General features: G+C 72.3%; 21 protein-coding genes. 17 read left to right on the top strand and 4 right to left on the bottom strand.

Annotated elements, in window-relative coordinates:
* Window positions 1-162: 162 nt before the first annotated feature.
* From ACOZ38_RS30985 to ACOZ38_RS30965, 5 genes are read left to right on the top strand one after another with little or no spacing between them, the layout of a single operon-like run.
* Window positions 163-1,062 (top strand): AAA family ATPase, encoded by a 900-nt coding sequence (locus tag ACOZ38_RS30985; RefSeq protein ID WP_424534647.1) that lies wholly within the window; start codon window positions 163-165, stop codon window positions 1,060-1,062.
* Window positions 1,055-2,191, top strand: coding sequence for a vWA domain-containing protein (locus ACOZ38_RS30980; RefSeq protein WP_424534646.1), 1,137 nt, complete (start codon window positions 1,055-1,057; stop codon window positions 2,189-2,191). The genes ACOZ38_RS30985 and ACOZ38_RS30980 overlap by 8 nt, the downstream gene beginning before the upstream one ends.
* Window positions 2,184-3,329 (top strand): XdhC family protein, encoded by a 1,146-nt coding sequence (locus ACOZ38_RS30975; protein ID WP_424534645.1) that lies wholly within the window; start codon window positions 2,184-2,186, stop codon window positions 3,327-3,329. The genes ACOZ38_RS30980 and ACOZ38_RS30975 overlap by 8 nt, the downstream gene beginning before the upstream one ends.
* Complete coding sequence (locus tag ACOZ38_RS30970; protein WP_424534644.1) at window positions 3,326-3,985, top strand: nucleotidyltransferase family protein; 660 nt, start codon at window positions 3,326-3,328, stop codon at window positions 3,983-3,985. The genes ACOZ38_RS30975 and ACOZ38_RS30970 overlap by 4 nt, the downstream gene beginning before the upstream one ends.
* A gap of 58 nt (window positions 3,986-4,043) precedes the next feature.
* The gene (locus ACOZ38_RS30965; RefSeq protein WP_424534643.1) at window positions 4,044-5,084 is read left to right on the top strand and encodes an LLM class F420-dependent oxidoreductase; all 1,041 of its coding nucleotides are present in this window, start codon (window positions 4,044-4,046) and stop codon (window positions 5,082-5,084) included.
* Between the two features lie 10 nt (window positions 5,085-5,094).
* On the opposite strand, the gene ACOZ38_RS30960 is transcribed toward ACOZ38_RS30965, so the two are convergent.
* Complete coding sequence (locus tag ACOZ38_RS30960) at window positions 5,095-5,649, bottom strand: TetR family transcriptional regulator (protein WP_405151727.1); 555 nt, start codon at window positions 5,647-5,649, stop codon at window positions 5,095-5,097.
* Window positions 5,650-5,840: 191 nt separating this feature from the next.
* Here ACOZ38_RS30960 and ACOZ38_RS30955 point away from each other — a divergent pair, with 191 nt between their 5' ends.
* From ACOZ38_RS30955 to ACOZ38_RS30925, 7 genes are all read left to right on the top strand, one after another.
* Entirely contained in the window at window positions 5,841-7,337 is a 1,497-nt protein-coding gene (locus ACOZ38_RS30955; RefSeq protein ID WP_424534642.1) for an MDR family MFS transporter, read from the top strand.
* Window positions 7,338-7,401: 64 nt separating this feature from the next.
* On the top strand, window positions 7,402-8,451 hold the full coding sequence (locus ACOZ38_RS30950) for a M24 family metallopeptidase (RefSeq protein ID WP_424534641.1): 1,050 nt from the start codon (window positions 7,402-7,404) through the stop codon (window positions 8,449-8,451).
* Window positions 8,452-8,503: 52 nt separating this feature from the next.
* A complete protein-coding gene (gene efp, locus ACOZ38_RS30945) occupies window positions 8,504-9,064 on the top strand; it encodes an elongation factor P (protein WP_405151723.1) in 561 nt (186 codons plus the stop codon).
* Between the two features lies 1 nt (window position 9,065).
* Window positions 9,066-9,476 (top strand): transcription antitermination factor NusB, encoded by a 411-nt coding sequence (nusB, locus tag ACOZ38_RS30940; RefSeq protein ID WP_405151721.1) that lies wholly within the window; start codon window positions 9,066-9,068, stop codon window positions 9,474-9,476.
* A 54-nt stretch (window positions 9,477-9,530) separates the two neighbouring features.
* Window positions 9,531-10,316 (top strand): methyltransferase domain-containing protein, encoded by a 786-nt coding sequence (locus tag ACOZ38_RS30935; RefSeq protein WP_424534640.1) that lies wholly within the window; start codon window positions 9,531-9,533, stop codon window positions 10,314-10,316.
* Window positions 10,317-10,381: 65 nt separating this feature from the next.
* The gene (gene dinB / locus ACOZ38_RS30930) at window positions 10,382-11,638 is read left to right on the top strand and encodes a DNA polymerase IV (protein ID WP_424534639.1); all 1,257 of its coding nucleotides are present in this window, start codon (window positions 10,382-10,384) and stop codon (window positions 11,636-11,638) included.
* Between the two features lie 147 nt (window positions 11,639-11,785).
* A complete protein-coding gene (locus tag ACOZ38_RS30925) occupies window positions 11,786-12,175 on the top strand; it encodes a DUF3040 domain-containing protein (RefSeq protein ID WP_405151717.1) in 390 nt (129 codons plus the stop codon).
* A gap of 207 nt (window positions 12,176-12,382) precedes the next feature.
* Here the strand turns inward: ACOZ38_RS30925 and ACOZ38_RS30920 are convergent, their stop codons facing one another.
* The 3 genes from ACOZ38_RS30920 to ACOZ38_RS30910 are packed head-to-tail and all read right to left on the bottom strand — an operon-like array spanning window position 12,383 to window position 17,213.
* On the bottom strand, window positions 12,383-14,860 hold the full coding sequence (locus ACOZ38_RS30920; protein WP_424534638.1) for a transglutaminaseTgpA domain-containing protein: 2,478 nt from the start codon (window positions 14,858-14,860) through the stop codon (window positions 12,383-12,385).
* Window positions 14,857-16,140 carry a DUF58 domain-containing protein gene (locus tag ACOZ38_RS30915; protein WP_424534637.1) on the bottom strand — a complete coding sequence of 428 codons (1,284 nt, stop codon included), beginning with the start codon at window positions 16,138-16,140 and terminating at the stop codon, window positions 14,857-14,859. The genes ACOZ38_RS30920 and ACOZ38_RS30915 overlap by 4 nt, the downstream gene beginning before the upstream one ends.
* Window positions 16,137-17,213, bottom strand: a complete 1,077-nt coding sequence (locus tag ACOZ38_RS30910) for an AAA family ATPase (protein WP_424534636.1) — start codon at window positions 17,211-17,213, stop codon at window positions 16,137-16,139. Before ACOZ38_RS30910 ends, ACOZ38_RS30915 begins: the two co-directional genes overlap by 4 nt.
* A gap of 433 nt (window positions 17,214-17,646) precedes the next feature.
* Here ACOZ38_RS30910 and mraZ point away from each other — a divergent pair, with 433 nt between their 5' ends.
* From mraZ to ACOZ38_RS30885, 5 genes are all read left to right on the top strand, one after another.
* Window positions 17,647-18,078: a division/cell wall cluster transcriptional repressor MraZ gene (mraZ, locus tag ACOZ38_RS30905; protein ID WP_358554804.1), complete on the top strand. Its 432-nt coding sequence runs from the start codon at window positions 17,647-17,649 to the stop codon at window positions 18,076-18,078.
* A 289-nt stretch (window positions 18,079-18,367) separates the two neighbouring features.
* Window positions 18,368-19,339, top strand: a complete 972-nt coding sequence (rsmH, locus tag ACOZ38_RS30900; protein ID WP_424534635.1) for a 16S rRNA (cytosine(1402)-N(4))-methyltransferase RsmH — start codon at window positions 18,368-18,370, stop codon at window positions 19,337-19,339.
* Window positions 19,336-19,959, top strand: coding sequence for a hypothetical protein (locus ACOZ38_RS30895; protein WP_424534634.1), 624 nt, complete (start codon window positions 19,336-19,338; stop codon window positions 19,957-19,959). Before rsmH ends, ACOZ38_RS30895 begins: the two co-directional genes overlap by 4 nt.
* A gap of 632 nt (window positions 19,960-20,591) precedes the next feature.
* On the top strand, window positions 20,592-22,361 hold the full coding sequence (locus tag ACOZ38_RS30890) for a peptidoglycan D,D-transpeptidase FtsI family protein (RefSeq protein WP_424534633.1): 1,770 nt from the start codon (window positions 20,592-20,594) through the stop codon (window positions 22,359-22,361).
* 41 nt (window positions 22,362-22,402) lie between these two features.
* Window positions 22,403-23,920, top strand: coding sequence for a UDP-N-acetylmuramoyl-L-alanyl-D-glutamate--2,6-diaminopimelate ligase (locus ACOZ38_RS30885; protein WP_424537114.1), 1,518 nt, complete (start codon window positions 22,403-22,405; stop codon window positions 23,918-23,920).
* Window positions 23,921-23,932 lie beyond the last annotated feature (12 nt).

Here is a 23,932-nt window from a genome sequence, read left to right as displayed (position 1 = left end):
AGGGGGGTTGTCGCGGTGCGGCGTCCATCGCATAATTAACGCCATTTCCTACCAAGTCAATAGGTTTTTGTCCCCGACTTCATACCGCCGGGTCCTTTCGGCCAGTTCGATTGGCGAGTTCGGCCGCAGCCGCGCGCCACCGGTGCCGCGTAATCTGAGGGGGTGTTGCACAGGTCACTGCGGGCGTCTGACATCGAAACCCCAGGCCGGCTCGCCGAGCTGCTCGACGCGCAGGCCTACCTCGCCGACGAGGGGCTGGCGACGGCGTGCTTCCTGGCGCTGCGCATGGGCCGCCCGCTGTTCCTGGAGGGCGAGGCCGGGGTCGGCAAGACCGAGCTGGCCAAGACGCTCGCCGCCGTCCTCGGCGCGCCGCTCATCCGCCTGCAGTGCTACGAGGGGCTGGACGCCGCGCAGGCCCTCTACGACTGGGACTTCGCCCGGCAGTTGCTGCACCTCAAGGCGGCCGAGGCCACCGGCGCGACCGGCGCCGGCGACGCCGTGCGCCTTGAGGGCGAGCTGTACGACCGGCGCTTCCTGATCGCCCGCCCGCTGCTCAGGGCCCTTGAGACCCAGCCGAGCGTGCTGCTGGTCGACGAGATCGACCGTGCCGACGACGAGTTCGAGGCGTTCCTGCTGGAGGTGCTGTCCGACTTCACGATCTCCATCCCGGAGCTCGGCACCATCAGCGCGAAGACCCCTCCGGTCGTGATCGTGACCTCCAACCGCACCCGCGACGTGCACGACGCGCTGAAGCGCCGGTGCCTCTACCACTGGCTGGAGCACCCGGCGTTCGAGCGCGAGGTCGCCATCCTGCTCCGCCGGCTCCCCGAGTGCACCGAGATCCTCGCGGGCCAGGTCGCGCGCGCCGCCGAGCGCCTGCGCGGCGCCGGCCTGGTCAAGCCGCCCGGCGTCGCCGAGACCCTCGACTGGACCGAGGCGCTGCTCACCCTCGGCGCCCGCGACCTCGACCCCGGGCTGGCCGCGGCGACCCTCGGCGCGGTGCTGAAGTACCGCGAGGACCAGGAGGCCGTGCTCAAGAACGGGCTTCTCCGCCATGGATGACCACCCGGCGTTCCAGGTCGCCGATCCTCCCGGCGCGGACGGCCTCACCGCGACGCTGACCGGCTTCGCCCGCACGCTCCGGGCGGCCGGGGTCGCCGCCGACCACGAACGCACGCAGAACCTCCTGCGGGCGGCCGGCCACCTCGACGTCACCGGCCGCGACGCGGTCTACTGGGCCGGACGGCTCACCCTGTGCGCGGGCCCCGACGACCTTCCCCGCTACGACCGGTGCTTCGCCGCCTACTTCGGCGGCGAGCGGCCCCGCGCCGCCCGCGCCGCGCCGCCCGTGGTGACCGTCACCCGGCACACGGTCTCCCTGGACGGAGCCGGGCCGGACGAGGACGGGGACGGGGACGAGGAGGCCGTGCCCGCGACCGCGAGCCGCACCGAGGTGCTCAGGCGGCGGGACATCGCCCGCATGACCGCCGCCGAACTGGCCGAGATCCACCGACTGCTCGCCATCATGCGCGCGCGCAGGGAGCGGCGCCGCTCCCGCAGGTTCACCCCGGCCCACCGCGGCCGCCTCGACCCCCGCAGGACGATCAGGGAGACGCTGCGCAGGGGCGGCGAGACGGCCCGCCTGCGCCGCAGGACCCACCGGGCGCGGCCGCGCCGCGTCGTGCTGCTGGTCGACGTCAGCGGGTCGATGGCGCCGTACGCCGACACGATGCTGCGGTTCGCCCACGTGCTGGTGCGGTGCGAGCCGCGCGCCACCGAGGTGTTCAGCGCGGGCACCCGGCTCACGCGCATCACCGCCGAGCTGCGCCACCGCGACCCCGGCACGGCGATGCGCGAGGTGTCGGCCGCCATCCCCGACTGGAACGGCGGCACCCGGCTCGGCGAGGAGCTCAAGGAGTTCCTCGACCAGGGGTCGCGGGCGCGGGGGGCCGTCGTCGTGATCGCCTCCGACGGGTGGGAGCGGGGCGACCCCTCCCTGCTCGGCAGTCAGATGGCCCGGCTGTCGCGGCTCGCCCACCGGGTGATCTGGGTGAATCCCCACAAGGGCCACGAGGGCTACGAGCCGCTGACCGGCGGGATGCGAGCGGCCCTGCCCTACGTTGGGGCCTTCGTTGCCGGGCACAGCCTGGCCGCTTTCGAGGAGCTCGCTGAAAGGCTGTCTCATGCGTGATGTGTTGTCGCAGATCGTGCGGTGGTGGGCCGCGGGCGAGCGGTTCGGCCTCGCCACGGTGGTCGACACCTTCCACAGCGCGCCGAGGCCGCCCGGCGCCTCCATGGCCGTGTTCGGGGACGAGGCCGTCGGCAGCGTGTCGGGCGGCTGCGTCGAGGGCGCGGTGTACGAGCTGGCGCAGGAGGTCGTGCGGGAGGACCGCGCGGCGCTGCGGCGGTACGGGGTGAGCGACGACGACGCCTTCTCCGTCGGCCTGACCTGCGGGGGCATCATCGACATCCTCGTCGAGCCGGTGTCGAGGGACACCTACCCAGAGCTCGGCGAGATCGCCGACTCGGTGCGGCGGCACGAGCCGGTGGCCGTCGCGACGATCCTGTCCGGGCCGGGGCGCGTGGGCGCCCGCAGGGTGATGTGGGCAGACCGCGCGGCGGGCTCGCTCGGGATCCCGAGGCTCGACGCCGCAGTGGACGACGACGCGCGCGGCATGCTCGCCCAGGGTCTGACCGGTGTGCGCCGCTACGGCCCCGAGGGCGAGCGGCGGCTGGACGACCTCTCGGTCTTCGTCCAGTCCTTCGCCCCGCCGCCGCGCATGCTGGTCTTCGGGGCCATCGACTTCGCCGCGGCGGTCGCGAGGGTCGGCAAGTTCCTCGGCTACCACGTCGTGGTGTGCGACGCCCGCCCGGTCTTCGCGACGGCCAAGCGCTTCCCCGACGCCGACGAGGTGGTGGTGAAGTGGCCGCACGACTACCTCTCGACCGCCCACGTCGACGAGCGCACGGTCATCTGCGTGCTCACCCACGACCCGAAGTTCGACGTGCCTCTGCTGGAGGTCGCCCTGCGTACCGGCGCGGGGTACGTCGGGGCGATGGGGTCGCGCAGGACCCATGAAGACCGGCTGGCACGGCTGCGCGAGGCGGGCCTGCCCGAGGAGGCGCTGTCGCGGCTGCGCTCGCCCATCGGCCTCGACCTCGGCGCGCGGACCCCGGAGGAGACGGCGGTGTCGATCGCGGCCGAGCTGATCCAGCTCCGCTGGGGCGGGTCGGGGAGGGCGCTGACCGAGACCAGGGGCCGCATCCACGGGATGGGCGGCAGGGACGAGCACGGCCCTGACGGCGGCGCGGGCCGGGCGGGCCGGTGAACGCGCCCGCCCGATCGGGATGCGCGGGGCTGCTGCTCGCGGCCGGGCAGGGCTCCCGGCTCGGCACCCCCAAGGCGGCCGTGGAGTTCGAGGGCGAGCGGCTGGTCGACCGTGGCGCGCGGCTGCTCCACGAGGGCGGCTGCCACCCGGTGGTAGTGGTACTCGGAGCCGTCACCGTGCAGGTCCGCGCCGCGGTGGCCGTGCGCAACCCCGACTGGGCGACCGGCATGGGCTCGTCCCTGCGCGTCGGGCTGGACGCCCTGCCGCTGTCCGCGGGGGCCGTCGTGATCGCGCTGGTGGACCAGCCGCTCATCGGGGCGGAGGCCGTGCGCCGCCTGATCGAGGCGAGGCGGGGCGGCGCGGCGGTGGCCGCGGCGACCTACGGCGGCGCGATGCGCAACCCCGTGCTGATCGGCAGGGAGCACTTCGGCGAGGTGGGCAGGCTCGCGGTCGGAGACGTCGGGGCCCGTCCCTTCCTGCGGGCGCATCCGGGCCTGGTCACGCTCGTCCCGTGCGACGACGTGGGCGATCCGGCCGACATCGACACCGAGGACGACCTCGTCCGGCTCTCGGGGACCGCGGCGGCGTCCCGGCGCGACGGGCGGGCCGAGGGGGACGTGGCACCTGGGGTTGGCCGCGACGAGGCGACTCGATAGCCTGGCCGTGCACTTACCGGAACATCATTCGGTCTGCCTTGGACGGGAAGGACGCGGGATGCGCATCGGCATGGCCCTGAACTACGCCGGAGGCTTCAAGGAGACCGTGGCGGAGCTGGCCGACTACGAGAGCGCCGGGCTCGACATCGTCTTCGTCGCCGAGGCCTACAGCTTCGACGCCGTGAGCCAGATGGGCTACATCGCCGCCAAGACCGAGCGGCTGCAGATCGCCTCGGGCATCCTGCCGATCTACTCGCGCACGCCCACGCTGCTCGCCATGACGGCGGCCGGCATGGACTACGTCTCCGACGGCCGCTTCGTGCTCGGCATCGGCGCGTCCGGCCCGCAGGTCGTCGAGGGCTTCCACGGCGTGCCGTACACCGCGCCGCTGGGCCGCACCCGCGAGGTGATCGAGATCTGCCGCAAGGTGTGGCGGCGCGAGCGGCTGACCCACGAGGGCAGGCACTACACGGTGCCGCTGCCCGCCGAGCAGGGCACGGGCCTCGGCAAACCGCTCAAGCTGATCAACCACCCCGTGCGCCCGCGCGTCCCGATCGTGGTCGCGGCCATCGGCCCGAAGAACGTCGAGCTGACCGCCGAGCTGGCCGAGGGCTGGGAGCCGATCTTCTACGTGCCCGAGAAGGCCGCCGGGGTGTGGGGCGCCTCGCTCGCCGCGGGCAGGGCGAAGCGGGCGGAGGAGCTCGGCGAGCTGGACGTCATCGCCCAGGCGACCCTGGCGATCGGCGACGACGTCTCCGGCTACCTGGAGTTCGGCAGGCCGATGGCCGCGCTGTACATCGGCGGCATGGGGGCCAAGGGCAGGAACTTCTACAACGACCTCGCCCGGCGCTACGGCTACGAGAAGGAGGCCGAGCAGATCCAGGACCTCTACCTCGAAGGCAAGAAGGACGAGGCCGCGGCGCTCGTGCCCATGGAGCTGCTGGAGAAGATGTCGCTGATCGGCTCCGAGGGCTTCGTGCGCGACCGTCTCGCGGCGCTGAAGGAGTCCGGGGTCACCACGATCAACGTCAACCCGGTCGCCGGCACCCACGAGGAGCGCCTCAAGCTCGTCGAGAAGGTCAAGGACCTGGCGGCCTGACCCGGCCGATTCAGGGGAGAAGGCAGGCGGTGAAGATCGCCGTCAGCCGTTCCTCCAGGTAGGCGGGGTCGGCTCCGCGCAGCGAGTCGGCCCCGAGCACGCGGCGGAGCGACCCTCCGCCGAGGATGATCGACGCGGCGAGCAGCGCGCGCTCCTCGGCCCCCGGCCCGGTCAGCCGCTCGCCGAGCGGCCCCGCGATCGCCGACTCCACCCTGGCGCGCAGCACCGCCCTGATCTCCGGGCTCGTTCCCGCGCGGTCGATGACCCGCACGATCGGGTCGGAGGCGCCCGCGCTCAGCCGGTGGGCCATGTGGGCCGCCAGCCGCCGCGGCAGCAGGTCGAGGTCTCCCTCGATGACCGACTCCATCGTCGACTCGCCGGCGAGGACCTCGGCGAACAGCCGGGCCTTGGACCCGAAGTAGCGGTTGATCAGCGCGACGTTCGCCTCCGCGGCCGCCGCGATCATGCGCACGGTCACGTGGTCGTAGCCGTTCTCGGCGAACAGGTGCCGGGCGGCCACGAGGATCCGCCGCGTTGTGGCCTCACGGTCACGTACCTGTGCCAAAGCAACCACCTATACCCCCTTTTCGCCCTATATGACGCAGTGTAGTTGTTTGACAGGTAAACAAGCGCCTACTACAAAACCTTGGTAAAGACATCGATTTTTGGGGGCCTGTGGTGGTAGTGCAGGATGATGCCTTAGCGGGCGCGCACGGCGATTCAGGGGAACGACGCACCTACACCCACCGCGAGATCATGGAGATCATGTCGGGGCTGATGCTCGCCCTGCTGACCGCGATGATCTCCACGTCGGTGGTCGCCACCGCTCTTCCGACCATCGTCGGTGAGTTCGGCGCCCAGGACCAGCTCTCCTGGGTCGCCAGCGCCACGCTGCTGACCATGACCGCCTCCACTCCTCTGTGGGGCAAGCTCTCCGACCTGTTCGGGCGCAAGCGCATGTTCCAGGTCGCCCTCGGGCTGTTCGTCGCCGCCTCCATGATCGCCGGGCTCTCGCAGAACATGGGCACGCTCATCGCCGCCCGCGCGGTGCAGGGCCTCGGCACCGGCGGCCTGTCCGCGCTCACGCAGGTGATCCTCGGCGACGTGGTGGAGCCGAGGGAGCGGGGACGCTACTCGGGCTACATCGGCGCCGTGTTCGGCGTCTCCACCGTCGGAGGCCCCCTGCTGGGCGGCTTCCTCGTGGACACCTCCTGGCTCGGCTGGCGCTGGTGCTTCTACGTCTGCGTCCCGCTGGCCGTGGTCGCGTTCGCCGTCGTCCAGAAGGTGCTCAGGTTCGACCACGACCCGCGCGACGCCCGGATCGACTGGTGGGGGGCGTTCACGCTCACCGGCGGGGCCTCCGCCCTGATGCTGATGCTCTCCTTCGGCGGCCACGAGTTCGCGTGGAACTCCGCCTGGGCCTACGGGCTGGGCGCCGCCGCCGCGGTCCTGTTCGGCCTCTCGGTCCTCGCCGAGCGGCGCGCCGCCGACCCGATCCTGCCGCCGCGCCTGTTCCGCGACCGCACCTTCGTGCTCGCCGGCTCGGCGTCGCTGCTGGTGGGCGTCTCGATGTTCGGGGTGATGATCTACCTGCCGCAGTACCTGCAGATCGTCAAGGGGATGAGCCCCACCATGTCGGGCATCATGACCACCCCGCTGGTCGTGAGCCTGCTCGTCGCCTCGATCGGCTCCGGCCGGATCGTCACCCGCACCGGCCGCTGGAAGATCTTCCCGGTCGCCGGCCTGCTCCTGGTCGCCGTCGGCACGGCGCTGCTCTCCCTGCTGCACACCGACTCAAGCCGCTGGCTGATCGGCGCCGACATCGCCGTCCTCGGCGTCGGCCTCGGCCTGAGCATGCAGGTGCTGATCCTCGCCGCCCAGAACGCCGCCCAGCCGAGGGACATGGCCGTGACCACGTCCGGCATCTCCTTCTTCCGCAACCTCGGCGGCTCGGTCGGGGTCGCCGCCCTCGGCGCCGTCCTCACCAACCGGGTACGGGACGAGATCACCGGCATGCTGTCGGCGAGTCACATCCCCGTGCCGCCGGGCGGCGGGCTGAACCTCGGCACCCCCGAGGCCATCGGCCACCTCCCGCCCGCGTTCCAGCACATCGTGATCGAGGCCTTCACCCGGGCCATGCAGGCGGTGTTCCTGGCGTCCCTCCCCGCGGCCGTGCTGGGCTTCCTCGCGGTGCTGTTCCTGCGCGAGCTGCCGCTGCGCTCGTCCAGGACCGTCGAGGCCAAGCCCGAGTGACCCCCCTCACGCGCGAGCCGGCGGCTCCGGCGGGCGGGACCGGTCAGGCCGTACAGTCTGGGACATGTCCGTCATTCATGAATCGCGGCGTGCGTTGCTCGCCGCACTGCTGGCCGAGCAGGGCGTGGACGCGCTGCTGGTCACCCGGGGCGTCAACGTGCGGTACCTGACCGGGCTGGTCAGCTCGAACGCCGCCGTGCTGGTGAGGGACGACGCGTCCGCCGTGCTGGCCACCGACTCCCGCTACATCGAGACGGCGCGCCGCGTCTGCTCCGGCGTCGAGGTCATCGAGCAGAGAGACGTGGCGGGCGCCCTGGTGAAGGCGGCCGGGCGGCCGGGCATCGAGGCGCACGACATGTCCGTGGCCAAGTACAAGAGCCTCGGCGGCGAGCTGCCCGCCGTCGAAAGGCTCGTGGAGCGGGTGCGGGTGGTCAAGGACGAGGCCGAGATCGAGGCGCTGCGCACCGCGTGCGACCTGACCGACCGGGCCTTCGCCGAGGTGGCCGGCACGATCGCGCCGGGCATGACCGAGAAGCAGGTGGCCCGCGCGCTGGACTCCCGCATGGCGGAGCTCGGCGCCGACGGGCCGGCCTTCGACACGATCGTGGCGAGCGGGCCGAACGGCGCGATACCCCACCACTCGCCCTCCGACCGGCCGATCGAGCGCGGAGACCTGGTCACGATGGACTTCGGCGCGCTGTACGAGGGGTACCACGCCGACATGACCAGGACCGTCGCCGTGGGCGGCGTATCGGACTGGCAGCGGGAGCTGTACGACCTGGTCCGCGAGGCGCAGCGGGCCGGGCGGCACGCGCTCGCGCCCGGCGCCGGCCTGGGCGAGGTGGACGCCGCCGCGCGCGGGGTGATCGAGGGCGCGGGATACGGGGAGCGCTTCGTCCACCCCCTCGGGCACGGCGTGGGCCTGGAGATCCACGAGGACCCGTTCCTGCGTCCTGCGGGTGCCGGTAGACTTGAGGATCGGGTTCCGATCACCGTCGAGCCCGGCGTCTACCTGCCAGGCAGGGGCGGCGTCCGGATCGAGGACACCCTCGTGACGCGCGCCGGCGGGCCGGAACTCCTCACCCGCACGACCAAGGAGCTGCTGATCCTGTGACCGCAGGACGGCGGCCGAGCGAGCGCGACCATGACGACGCAGGAGAAAACGAGTGGCGACGACCAACGACCTAAAGAACGGCCTGGTGCTCAAGCTCGACGGTGGTGAGCTGTGGAGCGTGGTTGACTTCCAGCACGTCAAGCCGGGCAAGGGCGGCGCCTTCGTCCGCACCAAGCTCAAGAACGTGCTTTCCGGCAAGGTGGTCGACAAGACCTTCAACGCCGGCGTGAAGGTCGAGGTGGCCAACGTCGACAAGCGCGAGATGCAGTACTCCTACATGGACGGCGAAGAGTTCGTCTTCATGGACACCGAGACCTACGACATGCTCAACGTCTCGCGGGCGACCGTGGGCGACGCCGCCAACTACCTGCTCGAGAACACCCTGGCGACCGTGGCGGTCAACGAGGGCAACGTTCTCTACATCGAGCTTCCGGCGGCCGTCGAGCTGACGGTCTCCCAGACCGAGCCCGGCCTGCAGGGCGACCGCTCCACCGGCGGCACCAAGCCGGCCACGCTGGAGACCGGCGCCGAGATCAAGGTTCCGCTGTTCATCACGACCGGCGAAAGGGTGAAGGTCGACACTCGCACCGGCGAGTACCTCGGCCGGGCCTGAGGTGTCGGCTCGGGGCAAGGCGCGCAGGCGCGCGCTGGACATCCTCTTCGAGGCCGAGCTGCGCAGCGAGCCTCCGGCGAACGTGCTGGCCGAGCGCGTCGAGCGGGCGGAGCCGCCGGTCAACGAGTACACCTCGACGCTGGTCGAGGGCGTGAACCGTCACCGGTCGCGCATCGACGAGCTGATCTCCACCTACGCCGAGGGGTGGACCCTCGACCGCATGCCCGCCGTCGACCGCAACCTCCTGCGGGCCGGCACCTACGAGCTGCTGTGGGTCCCTGACATCCCCGAGGCGGTGGTCATCAGCGAGTGGGTCCATCTCGCCTCTGAGCTGTCCACCGACGAGTCCCCGCAGTTCGTCAACGGCCTGCTGGCCCGTTTCAAGCAGCTCAAGCCGTCCCTCGCCCTCTGACCCGCCTGCGGCCGCGGCTCGGGGGGCGCCCGGCGTAGGCTGGGGCCGACCGACATGCTTCAAGGAGGCGAGCTGAAGTTGCGCACCGAAGGCGCCACACGCCAGGCGGCCACGTCCCCGGCGGTACGCACCGCCGTGGTCTGGGAAGCGCTTCGCGCCGTGCTGGCCGAGCGCGAGGGCGCCACCGGGCGTGAGCGGCTCGACATCGTCGACGCCGGAGGCGGCACCGGCGGGTTCGCCGTGCCGCTCGCCGAGCTCGGCCACGCGGTCACCGTGGTCGACCCAAGCCCCGACTCGCTGGCGGGCCTGGAGCGGCGGGCCGCCGAGGCGGGGGTGGGCGTCAAGGGCATCCAGGGCGACACCGCCGACCTGCGCGACCTGCTGGAGCCCGGGTGCGCCGACCTGGTGCTGTGCCACAGCGTCCTCGAGTACGTCGAGGACCCCGAGAGCGCGCTGTCGGCGGTCGCGGGCCTGCTGAGGCGCGGCGGGGTCGTCAGCGTGCTCGCGGCCAACCCGGTCGCCACGGCGATCCACCGCTCGCTCTCCGGCCACTTCGACGAGGCCAGGCAGGCGCTCACCGATCCCTCCGGCAGATGGGGCGACCAGGACCCCACGCCCCGCAGGTTCAGCGGCGAAGCGCTCGCGGGCCTGCTCTCGGCCGCCGGGTTCACGCCCGGAGAGGCCAGGGGCGTGCGCGTCTTCGCCGACCTCGTGCCGGGCCGCCTGCTCGACGGCGAGCCGGGGGCGGCCCAGGCGCTGATCGCGCTGGAGCAGGCCGCCGCCGCCCATCCCGTGCTCCGCGACATCGCCACCCAGCTCCACGTTCTCGGTCACCGATGAGCGCCGCGGGCGGAGGCCGCCGCCGCGAGCCACTGGTAGAACGCCTGTTCGGTTAGGATTGCCCTGTGTCGCGCAAGCAGGTCCTGCGGTCGGAGCCAGGGCAGGGTCATGGCCCTGGCCGGGCGCCGCTGGCCGACGACACCGGGTGCCCGATCCTGCACGTCGACATGGACGCCTTCTTCGCCGGCGTCGAGCTGCTCGACCGTCCCGAGCTGAAGGGCACCCCGGTGATCATCGGGGCCACCGGCGCCCGCGGGGTCGTGCTCAGCGCCACCTACGAGGCACGCGCGTACGGAGTGCACTCGGCGATGCCGATGACGCGCGCCCGCCGCCTCTGCCCGCAGGCCGTGGTCATCCCGCCCAGCCACGGGAAGTACTCCGCGGTCTCCAAGGGCGTGATGGAGATCTTCCACGCGATCACCCCCGAGGTCGAGCCGATCGCCTCCGACGAGGCCTTCCTCGACGTCGGCGGGGCCCTGCGCAGGCTTGGGCCGCCCGCCGAGATCGCCGCGCTGATCCGCGCCCAGGTCGCCGAGCGCCACGGCATCACCTGCTCGGTGGGCGTGGCGAGCAGCAAGTTCGTGGCCAAGCTCGCCTCCCGGCACTGCAAGCCCGACGGTCTCCTGGTCGTCCCCGCCGCCGGGGTGGTGGAGTTCCTCCATCCGCTCCCCGTCGCGGCCCTGTGGGGCGTCGGGGAGCGCACTGAGCAGGCCCTGGTGCGGCTCGGCATCAAGACCGTGGGCGATCTGGCCCAGGTGCCACCCGCGACCCTTCAGCGCGAGTTCGGGGCCGTCGGCGCGCATCTGGCGGCCCTCGCCTGGGGCCGTGACGATCGCAGGGTCACCCCGCACGTCCCCGACAAGAGCATCGGCGCCGAGGAGACCTTCTCCCACGACGTGGACGACCCCGAGGCCATCCGCCGCGAGCTGCTCCGGCTGTCCGAGCGGGTCGCCGCGCGGCTGCGCGACGGCGGTCACGTGGGCCGCACCATCAGCGTCAAGCTCCGCCGTTCCGACTTCACGACGATCACCCGTTCCCGCACCCTCCGCGAGGCGACAGATGTTGCGAAAGAGATATATGCCACTGCCTGCGACCTTTACGGGGCCGCCGGGCTCGATCGCGTGCGCCTCCGCCTGGTCGGTGTGAGGGTGGAGAACCTCCGTCCGGCGGGCACCGCGACGCGCCAGCTCGGCCTCGGCGAGCGCGAAACAGGCTGGCGGGAGGCCGAAATGGCCATGGACAAGGCGATGCGGAGGTTCGGCCCGGAAGCCGTCCGCCCGGCCTCGCTCGTTCGGCCTCCGTTTGATGGAATAGATCTATGACGTCACCTCCGGTTTGGTCTACGTTGGACGTTTTCTTTCGCCTACGTCTACAGCCTCGTATTCTGGGGATAACCGACCGCGAGGTCCGGACACCCTGTGGTGCCCGTTGCCGTCTTCCCCGTCAAGGGGCCGTCCTTGGGAGGCGCCGTGCCGCTCTCTGAGCACGAGCAGCGCTTGCTCGACCAGATCGAGCAGGCCCTCTACGCCGAGGACCCGAAGTGGGCCAATACCGTTCGGATCAGTGATCCACGCAACCACTACAAGCGTCGCCTGGTGAAAGCCTCCATCGGCTTTGTCCTCGGTGTCGTCCTGTTGATGGTCGGCGTCGTGGCACCGATTATCCCACTCGGTGTCGGCGGCTTCGTGGTCATGCTCGCCGCGTGTCTGTGGGGTCTGTCCAGCTGGAAACGCATGAACGGGTTCGGCGGTGAAGCCAGGCCGGGTGCCCCGGGGCAGCCGGAAAGGCGACGTGCCAACCGGCCCGGCTTCATGGAACGCATGGAGGAGCGCTGGCGCCGCAGGGGCGACGAGCGCTGAGCCGTGTCACGGCGGCCGACCGCCGCCGTGGGTGCCGGTCGTCCCCGCGGCCGGACACCGTTGATGTCGTCGATCGTGCCGCCGTGCCCCCAAGGCAAGGGGGCACGGCTTCATGGCATGCGGCATGGAGGCACGGGCCGCCGGCCACCGCTCGATCCAGAGCGGGCCGGGCCGGCTCGTACGACCGGTGAGCCGGCCCGCCCGGGGTCAGCGCTCGCGAGAGCCGGTGAGCACGCGCTCCTCGGCCGCCTGCCCGGCGGGAGGCTCGGACCGGTCGCGGCGCGGCCACAGCCGGAGCGTCTCCAGCCTGTCGAACCCGTCGAGCACCTTCTCGCCCGCCCCCCGCACCCTCAGCAGGGTCGAGGGAGGCAGGAACGTCGCCCGCAGCCGCCGCCCGCGCGACACCGTCGCCATGAGCGCCCCGCGCACGCGCCGCATGTCGGCCGCCAGCGAGCCGACCGGTCCCGGCGAGGGCGCGTACCGCAGCCGCTCCTCGGCAGAGGCGATCCGCGCGACCGAGGCGGCGGTCTCCGCGTCCAGCTCGTACTTCTCGGTGAGCCGTCTGGCCAGCGCGCGCGGGGTCTCGCTCGCCTCGTGCCCGAGCCCGAGATCGTGCAGGGTGTCGATCAGCTCGCGCCAGGTCGCGTGGACGGCGTGCCCGAGACGCTCCGCCGTCTCCGGGCGGTGCGCGCTCGCGCGCGCCTCCGGCGCCTCCGGCGGCTCCTGGAGCGCCCAGGCGTGCCTGCGCCGATACCGGGTCACCGCCCGCGCGGCCGCGGGGATCAGCACGACCAGCAGCAGGACGGCCAGGCCGATGCCGATCTTCGCAGGCACGGACAGGCCCTGGTCGACGATGACCGGGTCGACGGACAGGCCGGCGTCGGGGTCACGGGGGTCCCGCTTCCTGCCGGCCAGGGTGTCGGCCAGGTCGGTCGCGGACGGGTCGGACGTCGGGCTCGCCGTCGCCCCGTCGCCGGGCGCGGCCGTCGAGACGGGCGGGCGCGAGTAGTCGGGGACGCGGGCCGTCGCCTGGCCGAGGCCGCCCGCGGGGGTGGGCTCGAAGCGCAGCCAACCGGCTCCCTGGAAGTACAGCTCAGGCCAGGCGTGCAGGTCGTGGGTGCGGACCTGCCACTCGCCCTCGATGAAGGAGCCGCCGGTGTAGCCGATTCCCACGCGGGCGGGGATGTCGAGGAGCCGGGCCATCACCGCCATGGCGGCGGCGAACTGCTCGCAGTAGCCCGTGCGGCTGTTCAGGAAGTCGAGCAGCGCCTCGTTGCCGTTGCCCTGGGTGCGGAGGCTGTAGGTGAACCCGCCGTTGGCGGTGAACCACTCCTGGAGCTTGACCGCCTTCTGGTACGGCGTGTCGGAGTCGTCGACCAGCCGGGCGCTCGTGGCGGCGATCTGCGGGGGCAGGTCCGGGGGCAGTTGCAGGTACCGCTCGTCCATGTCCGGCGAGGGCACCTCGGTCAGCCCGTTCAGGCCCTCCGGCGTCGGCTGGGGCTCCTGGCTCGCGACGTCGTATGTCTCGCCGCCGGCCGTGTCGTGGGTGGAGAAGACCATCAGAGTGCTCTCGTCGGCCCGCCAGTCGCCTTCCACCCGCACCCGCGACGCGGGGTAGGGCAGAGGCAGGAAGCTGAGCTTCTCGACGTCGCCGCTGACCTTGATCTGGGTCGTGACGGTCTTGACGGGGACGGTCGGGTAGAGGCCGGGGGGAGAGGGTAGCGGGCCCTCTGACACGCGGTTCTCCGGGCGGCCCTTCGGCTGCGACATGGTCCACTGCTCGCCGTCGAAGGTGTCCAGCGAGTACATGCGCAGGTAGCGCGGGATGTTGTCGCTGTTGGTATAGGTGAGCACGGTGGCGTTGTCGGGCTGGGTGAGCTGACCGCGCAGGCTCGCGATCGGGTTCGGGATCGTGATCGTGTTGCCGCCCCCGCCGATGCCAGAGCCCACCCCGAAGCCGAACAGCGGGTTGGGCTGGAGCGTCGGCAGCGCCGCGGGCAGCCCGATGGCCAGGGCGATCGCCGCGAACCCGATGCGCTTGCCGGCCAGCGACAGCGGGGCGGCGTCGGTCTGCACCCTGGTGCCGGCGCCGCGCGAGCGGCGCACGAGGACGGCGCGGCCCCAGTGGCTGAGGCGCTCGCGCCCGTCGGCGGTGAGCAGGCCCACGAACCCGAGGGCCCCGATGAGGAACGCCGGCCACGCGATGGGGTCGGAGATCACCGCCGCGGGCACCGTGAACAGCGCCAGCAGCGGCAGCCCCGCGAGCGCGGCGCGGCGCGCCCGTACGGCGAGCAGGTCGACCAGCAGGGCGATCAGGCCGATGCCACCCGCGGTGAGCAGGGAGATCCCCGGGTTGGACGGCACGGGGGCGGCGTACTGCTGGATGTCGGTGAACCCGGCGCGGGTGAGGTCGGCGAGGGCCAGCACCGTGTCCTTGGTGGGGATCAACCAGGCCCACGTGTAGTCCCCGGCGAAGACCACCGTCAGGTAGATCCACAGCAGGACCAGCTCCAGCGGGGGGCCGAGCCACCTCGGCACCGTGTGGCGCGTGGTCAGGGCGGAGGCGGCCGTGACCACGGCGATCGCGCCCATCCCGGTCCAGAACCAGGAGCCCCCGCTGAACAGCGGGTAGAGGGTGATCGACACCGCGGCCGTGGCCAGGCCCGCCGCGATCGGGAGTCTCATGCCGCGTCTCCTGCCGTGATCGTGTCCTGCGGCCCCGTGTACCTGCTGTTCTGGGCGGCGTCCTGCCAGACCTCCGCCAGCGAGGTGCCCGCGGGCAGCCGTACGACGCGCCAGCCCGAGCCGGCGAGCACGGCGCGCGCGGTCTCGTACGACTCGTCCACGGCGGAATGGTGGGACGGGGTGTGCTGCCAGGTCCGCACGTCCAGCATGACCGCGACGCCGGTGACGCCGCCGTGGCGCAGCCGGGCCAGCGCGTGGGCCTCCTCGGCGTCGAGGTCGCCGAGCACGGCGACGATGAGCCCGTCGCCGCCGCCCTGGCGCAGCGCCGTGATGCCGGACTCCAGCGAGCGGGCGGTGCTCTGCCGCACGACGGCGAGCGCGTCGAGCAGGGAGGTGCCCGTGCCGCCGTCGGCGAGGTGGTGGGCGCCCTGGTCGGTGACCAGTCGCAGGCCGAGGCTCTCGCGGGCCAGGTGGACCCCGATGGACGCCGCGGCGGAGACCCCGACCTCGAAGGACGACCTCGGGCCCTCGCCCCGGTGGGCGTGCCTGCGGGTGTCGAGCAGCAGGGCGCCCCGGCTCTGCCACTGCTGCTCCTCGCGGCGCACCATGAGCTCGCCGTACCGGGCGGTGGAGCGCCAGTGCACCCGGCGCAGGTCGTCGCCCTGGCGGTACTCGCGTGGCCCGATGTCGTCGTCCCCGGCCGCCGCGACGCTGGTGGTACGGCTGTCGCCGCCGCCGGTCCACTCACCCGAGAGCCGGATGTGCGGGAGCGGCACGACCTCCGGGACCACCATCAGCGTGTCGGTCGTGTTGAACGCCCGGGTGAGCTCGACCAGGCCGAAGGGGTCGGCGATGCGCACCGACAGCGGCCCGATCGGGAACCTGCCCCGCAGGTCGGACCTGACCTTGTAGTCGATCTCGCGGATGCCGCGCGACTCGACCCGGTCGAGGACGAACCGGGGGCGGGTGCCCACGGCGTAGGGAACGGTGTCCTCGATGAGCAGCAGGCCGGTGGGCAGCCGGGTGACGTTCTCCAGCCGGAGCGTCACCGTGCTGTCGGAGCCGACCGCCACCCTGCTCGGGTCGAGCCGCCTGGCGCAGCTCAGGCGGTACCGCGTGCGCGCGACCACGAGGGCCGCGAGCAGCGGCAGGACGATGACGAGCACGCTGACGCGCAGCAGGTCGTGCTCGCCGAGGGCGAGCGCGCACAGCAGCGCGGCCGTGCCGGAGGCGAGGAACGACCTGCCGCGCGAGGTGAGCGCCCGTAGCCCCGCTATCACCGCCGCGATCCCGCCCCGTCGAATTCCTTCTCCCGGCTCTCGGGCACGGGGACGCGGCGCACGAGGTCGGCCATGACGTGCTCGGGACGGCGGCGCTGGCCCTGGGCCTCCAGGCTCGGGAGCAGGCGGTGCGCGAGCACGGGGACGGCCAGGTCCTGCAGGTCGTCGGGGATGACGTAGTCGCGGCCCGACAGGGCGGCGTGGGCGCGGGCGGCGCGCACGAGGTGGAGCGTGGCGCGGGGGGAGGCGCCGAGGCGCAGGTCGGGGGACTGGCGCGTGGCGGTGACCATGTCGATGGCGTACTTCTTGATGGACTGGGAGACGTAGACCGCCCGCACGGCGTCGATCAGGGCCCGCACCTCGGCGGTCGTCGCGACCGGCTCCAGCTTGTCCAGCGGCGAGGAGGCGCCGTGGACGTCGAGCATCTCCAGCTCGGCGGCGGCCTCGGGGTAGCCCATCGCGATCCTCGCGGTGAAGCGGTCGCGCTGGGCCTCGGGGAGGGGATAGGTGCCCTCCATCTCGATGGGGTTCTGGGTCGCGATGACCATGAACGGCGTCTCGAGGTAATACGTCGTGCCGTCGACGGTGACCTGGTGCTCCTCCATGCACTCCAGCAGCGCCGACTGGGTCTTGGGAGAGGCGCGGTTGATCTCGTCGCCCACCACGATGTTGGCGAAGACAGGGCCGGGCTTGAACTCGAACTCGCGTGACTGCTGGTTGAAGGCGCTGACGCCCGTGATGTCGCTGGGGAGCAGGTCGGGGGTGAACTGCACGCGGCGCACCGGGCAGTCGATGGACCGCGCCAATGCCTTGGCCAGCATCGTCTTGCCGACGCCGGGCACGTCCTCGATCAGGAGGTGCCCTTCCGCCAGCATCACGGTGAGGGTCAGGCGGACGACGTCGCTCTTTCCCTCGATCACCGACTCGATCGCCTCACGGATCCGATGCGCCGTGGCGACCAGACCTTCCAGCTCCTGTCCGACATCGTGGGTTATTCCCACTGGGCCTCCATGAGGGTGCGGCAGCCCCGCGCCGGGATCGTTATGCGGGGGGCTTTGCGATTCCTTCTTCATTGTGCTTACCGACACTACGATGCCGCGGGTTCCCGGGCGACTTTCCGTCATATTTCGGATGAACAGCCTCAGTGTTCTTGTGCGGGGTCATGTTCTCGTCGCGCCAAGGTGCGAATCTGGTGACATAAGGCGACGTCGGGCGGGGTGCGGCCTCCCACTTTCCCCCACCGGCGGACCCCCTTTCCCGGCATCCCCCGCGAGGGCGGACCGAAGCGTGTCAATGGCGGGCGCCGACACGCCCGTGCGCGTGTGCGGGGGGCCTCGGGCGCCCCACTCCGCTCCACCCCCTCTGACCTGCGTAAACGCGAACGCAACCGCGGTCGAATACCGTTTGAATCAGTTGACGGTGGGGAGAAGTGGAGTATGGTGGTGCGCAGTGGAGGGGCTGGGGTCCATGCGCCAGCCGTTCCACATGGCACGGGAGGTGGGGCCGGTGTTCCTCGGCACCCATCAACCGCGTCTGGACGAGAAAGGACGACTGTTCCTGCCGGCGAAGTACCGTGAGGAGCTGGCGGAGGGTCTTGTGATCACCAAGGGCCAGGAGCGGTGCCTCTACGTCTTTCCCGTGGAGGAGTTCCAGCGCATTACCGATGCGCTGCGCACCGCGCCTGTGACAGCCAAGGCCGTCCGCGATTACAGTCGTGTCTTCTTCGCGAGTGCTTCCGACGAGACGCCCGACAAGCAGGGGCGGATCACCATTCCCCAGAGCCTGCGTGAATACGCGGGCCTCCGGCGCGACTGTGCGGTCATCGGGGCCAACACGCGGCTGGAGATCTGGGACGCGACGGCCTGGGAGACCTACCTGGCCGACCAAGAGCAGGCGTTCTCCGAGCTGTCGGAGGAGGTGCTGCCAGGAGTCCTTTGAAACGGTCGACTCGTCGGTGAAGACGTCGTTCGGCGAGGTCTCCACCCGCTCCCACGGTGCCGGGAAGGCTCCCGGTCACCACGGCGCCGCCGCCAGCTGATGCACCTTCCCCGGTGTCAGGTGGCGGGGCCCGAAGAGGGGACGCGGATGGGGACCTGGCCGGACGAGCCGTCGACAGGGGTGGGGCGAGAGCCCACCGGCGACAAGACGGTACAAAAGCCGCATATCCGCGAGCAGGTAGTGTCCCGGGGTCAGCAGACACAACCATTGCGGCAAAGGGGGTTTGACCATGCATGTCGATAATCATGCCGAGCCGGGCGGGCACGTTCCGGTGATGCTCCGCCGCGTCCTGGAGCTCCTCGCTCCCGCGCTCGCCGGTCCGAGCCCCGTGCTCGTCGACGCCAACCTGGGCCTGGGCGGTCACGCCGAGGCCCTGCTGGCCGCGCATCCGGACCTTCACCTGATCGGCATCGACCGCGATCCGACCGCCATCGAGCGGTCCACCGCGCGCCTCGCGCCGTACTCCGGGCGCGTCACCCTGGTGAGGGCGGTCTCCGACGAGCTTCCCGAGGTGCTCTCGCGGGCGGGGTTCCCGCGGGTGAACGGCGTCCTGTTCGACCTGGGCGTCTCCTCCCCGCAGCTCGACGAGGCCGAGCGCGGCTTCGCCTACTCCTACGACGCCCCGCTCGACATGCGGATGGATCCACAGCAGGAGCTCACGGCCGACGTGGTGGTCAACACCTACTCCGAGGGGGAGTTGACCCGCATCCTGCGCGACTACGGCGAGGAGCGCTTCGCGTCCCGCGTCGCGCGCTTCCTCGCCAGGGAGCGCGCCGAGAGTGCGATCACGTCGACCAAGCGTCTCGCCGAGATCGTCCGTGAGGCGATCCCGGCCGCGACCCGACGAACCGGGGGAAACCCCGCAAAAAGAACTTTCCAGGCGTTACGTATCGAAGTTAATGGGGAGTTGACCGCTCTCGAACGGGCGCTTCCCGCGGCCCTCGACGCCCTGGCGGTCGGGGGGCGCGTGGTCGTGCTCTCCTACCACTCACTGGAGGACCGGCTGAGCAAGCAGGTCCTCACCGCGAGAACCAGGGACACCAGCCCTCCTGGGCTGCCCGTCCCGCTTCCGGCCCACCAGCCGAGGTTCCGCTTGGTGACGAGGGGAGCCGAGCTCCCAGACGAGGAGGAGGTCGCGCGCAACCCGCGCGCTGCCTCGGCCAGGTTGCGGGCTGCAGAGAGGATCCGGGAGCCGGAATGAGCGTTGACAAGGAGATCACCGAAGACACCGGCAGCGGCTACGGCACGACCGCCGTCGGCGAGAGGCCCGCGCGCGCGGCGCGCGGGGTCTCGGCGCCTTCGAGGCCAGAACGCACCGTGCCTTCGAGGCCAGGAAAGACCGTGCGGCGCCCCGCCGCGCCCCGGCCGGCGCGGCGTGGCGCTGCCACCAGGCCGGCCGCCGGTGGCGGGCTCGCCGAGGGCGCGCGGCGGGCGCCGGTGCCGCGCAGCGCGCCGCGGGCCCCGTTCGTGCTGCTCGTCGTCGGGCTGCTGTGCGGCGGCCTGGTCAGCCTGCTGCTGCTCAACCTCGTGCTCGCCCAGGACTCCTTCAGGGCGAACGACCTGCGCAAGTCCACCGAACTGCTGCACCAGCAGGCCCAGGACAAGAAGACCGAAGTGATGGTGAAGGACCAGCCGGGCGCGCTCGACCAGCGCGTCAAGGGCGACGACTCGGGCATGAAGCCGGACAAGACCGCGCCGGAGGTCCTCGAGGTTTCGAAGGGCCCGGGCGCGAGCGGTTCCGGCCAGGCGAACACGGCGAACACCGCGGACGCGGCGGGCGCCGAGGCTCAGGCGTCGCAGGCGGAGGTCGCGAGGCCGTGAGAGAAGGCGGCGGCCGTCCCCCGGGGCCGGGCCGCAACGGGCCGGGCAACGGGCCCGGCGGCGGTTCCGGGGGCGCACGGGGCGGCCCCGGCGGGCCCCGGCGCGGTTCCGGGTCCGGGGGGCGCTCTGGGCGGCCCGGCGGCTCGGGAGGGCGGCCAGGCGACGCCGATCGTCCCGAGGGCTCCGGACGCACTGAGGGCTCCGGGCGTTCCGCGGGTTCCGGCCGCCCTGGGGGTTCCGGCCGTACTGAGGGTTCCGGCCGTTCCGGGGGCTCCGGGCGTACTGAGGGTTCCGGGCGGTCCGAGGGGTCCGGACGGCCTGATGGGCCGGGCCGGGCCAAGGACCAGGGCCGGTCGCAGGGGGCCGGACGACCCGACGGGCGGGCCGGCCGTCCCGAGGCCACCACGGGAACAGCGGGGTCGGGCCGCCCGCCGCGCCCTGAGTCCTCCGCGTCCGGCCGTCCGCGTCCCGACGGCCCGTCCCGCTCTGGCGGGCGTCCCGTACGGCCCGGCAGGGGAGGGCCCGAGGCCACCAGCCCACTGCCCCGCCGCCTCCTCGGCAACGGCCAGGGACCGCGCCGCGTCCCGCCCGGGGGCCGCGGCCCCGACCTGGACGGGCCCACCCGACGCGCGGTGCCGCCCCGTTCGTGGGCGCCCCGGCCGGCGGCCCCCCTGCGCCTCGGCAACCCGGCGCGGCGGATCAACATCGGCCTGATGGGCATGGCCGTCGTGCTGTCGCTGTTCGCGGGACGGCTGGTCCAGCTCCAGGGGCTCGACTCCAAGGTCTTCGAGGCGAAGGCGGCCTCGCTCCGGGTGCGTGAGGAGACGCTTCCCGCGCGCCGGGGCTCCATCACCGACGTCAACGGCCACGAGCTGGCCGTCACCGTGGAGGCCCGCGAGATCTCGGCGGACCCGACCAAGGTGCCGCCCGGCCAGCGCGACCAGGTCGCCACGACCCTCGCCACGGCGCTCGGCGTCCCCAAGGACGACATCGTGGCCAAGCTCTCGCTGCCGAAAACCCACTACGCGCTGCTCGCGCGCGACATCCCACTCGGCACCGCCAAGAGCGTGCTCGACCTGAAGATCGACGGCGTCTCGGCCGTGCCGCAGTACCGGAGGCTCTACCCCGGCGGGAACCTCGCCGGCGGGCTGGTGGGCTTCGTCGGGGACGCCGGCACCGGCCTGACCGGGTTCGAGCAGACCTACGACAAGCTCCTCGGCGGCAAGGACGGGCGCCAGACCATCGAGATCGGCGGCACGGGGCAGCGCATCCCCATGACGCGGAGCACCAGGCAGGAGCCGGTGGCCGGGCAGGGCGTGCGGCTGACCATCGACCGCGACATCCAGTGGGCCGCCCAGGAGGCCATCGCCAAGCAGGTCAAGGACGCCGGGGCCCGCAGCGGCAGCGTGATCGTCATGGACGTGCGGAACGGCCAGGTGCTGGCCATGGCCAACGCCCCGGAGGTCGACCTCAACAAGTGGAGGACCCTCCCCGCCACCGACTGGGGCAACCGCGCGGTGTCGGAGGTGTTCGAGCCCGGCAGCACGAACAAGGTCATCACGGCCGCCGCCGCCCTGGAGGCGGGGGCGGTCAGGCCGGAGACGGTGTTCGAGGTCAAGGACAAGTACCAGTGCGCCGACCGGCTGCTCAGCGACGCCCACCCGCATCCGCCCGAGCACCTGACCTTCACCGGGATCATCGCCGAGTCCAGCAACGTCGGCACGATCATGGTCGCCGACCGGATCGGCGACCAGCCGCTGTACGACATGCTCAAGGGGTTCGGCTTCGGCGCCAGGACCGGCGGGGGGTTCTACGGCGAGGAGGCCGGGCTGCTCCCCAAGCGGGAGTCGTGGTCGGGGAGCCAGCGGTGCACGATCGCCTTCGGGCAGGGCGTCTCGGTGACGGCCCTGCAGATGGCGAGCGTCTACCAGACCATCGCCAACGGAGGCGTGCGCATCACGCCGCAGATCGTGGCGGGCACGGTCGATCAGCACCACAGGCTCATCCCGGCGAAGGCGCCCAAGCAGACCCGGGTCATCGGCCCTCGCACCGCCAAGGACATCTCGTCGATGCTGGAGGCGGCGGTCAGCGCCGAGGGGAGCACCGGCTCGCTCGCCGCCATCAAGGGATACCGAGTAGCGGGTAAAACCGGCACCGCGATGCGATACGACGAGAACTGCCGAGGGTATTGCGGATATACCGCTACGTTTGTGGGGTTCACTCCCGCGGACGCGCCGCGTCTGGTGGTGCTGGCCGTCGTTCAGGCACCCAAGAACGGCCACTTCGGCGGGGAAATCGCCGCGCCTGTGTTCAAGGATGTCATGACGTTCGCGTTGAAGAGCCGAAAGATTCCGCCGACCGGTACGACCGCCCCATCGGTGCGCATGAGCACCGACGGGTGACGGGGGAAGGTACGCTCTCGCCCGTGCGTCCCCCGTCGTCCATGCGTCCCACGGCATGCCCGGTCCGACCGCTGTCCGGCCTGGCGGCCCTGCTCGGCGCGCCCTCCGGCGGCCCCCGAGCGCCGCTCGCCGCCGTCACCGGCATCACCATCGACTCGCGCCAGGTGCGCCAGGGCGATCTGTACGTCGCGCTGCCGGGCCGCGCCGCCCACGGCGCCGCGTTCTCTCCCGACGCCGTCGCGGGCGGAGCCGTCGCGATCCTGACCGACCCCGACGGGCGCCCGGCCGCGGTCGCGACCGGGGTGCCGGTGCTCGTGGTGCCCGATCCGCGCTCCGTGCTCGGCCAGGTCGCCGCCTGGGTGTACGGCCGGCCCGCCGCGGGCGTCCTCGTGCTCGGCGTGACCGGCACCAGCGGCAAGTCGACCACCACGTTCCTGCTCGAGGCGGGCCTGCGGGCCGCCGGGCACCGCACCGGCCTGATCGGCGGCGTGGAGATCCACGTGGGGGACAAGAGCCTCCCGCCCACGCTCACGACCCCCGAGGCGAGCGACCTGCAGGGCCTGTTCGCGCTCATGCGCGAGGAGGGCGTCACCGCCGCCGCCATGGAGGTGTCGAGCCACGCCCTCGCCCTCCGGCGGGTCGACGGCGTCTTCTACGACGTGGCGCTGTTCACCAACCTCTCGCAGGACCACCTCGACTTCCACAGCGACCTCGACGACTACTTCCTGACCAAGGTCCGGCTGTTCACCCCCGAGCTGTGCCGGGCGGGCGTCGTCAACATCGACGACGCCCACGGCAGGGAGCTCGCGGGCATCGCCAAGGTCCCCGTCACCACGTTCTCGGCCGAGGGGGCCGCCGAGGCCGACTGGCGGGCGCAGGACGTGCGCCTCGGCGCCGACGGCAGCACCTTCAGGGTGATCGGCCCCGGCGGCATCGAGGCCGACGTGTCGGTGGCCCTGCCCGGCCCGTTCAACGTCGCCAACACGCTCGGCGCGCTGGTCACCCTCGTGGAGGCCGGGGTGCCGCTGCAGGCCGCCGTGCACGGCGTGGGCACCGTCACGGGCGTCCCCGGCCGCATGGAGCGCGTGCCGGGCGCGCGGGGGTTCCAGGCGATCGTCGACTACTCCCACAAGCCGGGCGCCGTCGAGTCGGTGCTGCGGGCGCTGCGCGAGGTCACCTCGGGCGACCTGATCATCGTTCTCGGGTGCGGTGGCGACCGCGACCGGGGCAAGCGCCCGATGATGGGGGACGCCGCCGCGCGGCTCGCCGACGTGGCGATCCTCACCAGCGACAACCCCCGCTCGGAGGACCCCCTCCGTATCCTCGGCGAGATGCTGGAGGGGGCCCTGTGCGTGCCCCCGCACGAGCGGGCCCATGTGATCATGGAACCCGACAGGGCCGCGGCGATCGACCTCGCGATCGGGCGGGCGCGCCCCGGCGACGTGGTCGTCGTCGCCGGCAAGGGCCATGAGCAGGGTCAGTACATCGACGGTGAAGTGCTGCCGTTCGACGACAGGCAGGTGGTCGCCGAGGCCATCGGCAGACGAGAGCACATGTGACCGACGGCGTTG

Origin of the sequence: Sphaerisporangium viridialbum (assembly GCF_049674955.1) — a bacterium.
In the GTDB taxonomy this organism is placed as follows: domain Bacteria; phylum Actinomycetota; class Actinomycetes; order Streptosporangiales; family Streptosporangiaceae; genus Sphaerisporangium; species Sphaerisporangium viridialbum.
The sequence above is the reverse complement of the archived record's forward strand: the minus strand, read 5'-3'. Positions and strand labels throughout refer to the sequence as shown.

Coding starts and splice junctions, on each gene's coding strand:
- ACOZ38_RS30885 (WP_424537114.1), top strand. CDS start 22,403: ATGCGTCCCACGGCATGCCCGGTCCGACCGCTGTCCGGCCTGGCGGCC.
- ACOZ38_RS30895 (WP_424534634.1), top strand. CDS start 19,336: ATGAGCGTTGACAAGGAGATCACCGAAGACACCGGCAGCGGCTACGGC.
- ACOZ38_RS30955 (WP_424534642.1), top strand. CDS start 5,841: ATGGAGATCATGTCGGGGCTGATGCTCGCCCTGCTGACCGCGATGATC.
- ACOZ38_RS30965 (WP_424534643.1), top strand. CDS start 4,044: ATGCGCATCGGCATGGCCCTGAACTACGCCGGAGGCTTCAAGGAGACC.
- ACOZ38_RS30980 (WP_424534646.1), top strand. CDS start 1,055: ATGGATGACCACCCGGCGTTCCAGGTCGCCGATCCTCCCGGCGCGGAC.
- ACOZ38_RS30910 (WP_424534636.1), bottom strand. CDS start 17,213: ATGAAGAAGGAATCGCAAAGCCCCCCGCATAACGATCCCGGCGCGGGG.
- rsmH (WP_424534635.1), top strand. CDS start 18,368: ATGCATGTCGATAATCATGCCGAGCCGGGCGGGCACGTTCCGGTGATG.
- ACOZ38_RS30975 (WP_424534645.1), top strand. CDS start 2,184: ATGCGTGATGTGTTGTCGCAGATCGTGCGGTGGTGGGCCGCGGGCGAG.
- ACOZ38_RS30950 (WP_424534641.1), top strand. CDS start 7,402: ATGTCCGTCATTCATGAATCGCGGCGTGCGTTGCTCGCCGCACTGCTG.
- ACOZ38_RS30920 (WP_424534638.1), bottom strand. CDS start 14,860: ATGAGACTCCCGATCGCGGCGGGCCTGGCCACGGCCGCGGTGTCGATC.
- ACOZ38_RS30935 (WP_424534640.1), top strand. CDS start 9,531: ATGCTTCAAGGAGGCGAGCTGAAGTTGCGCACCGAAGGCGCCACACGC.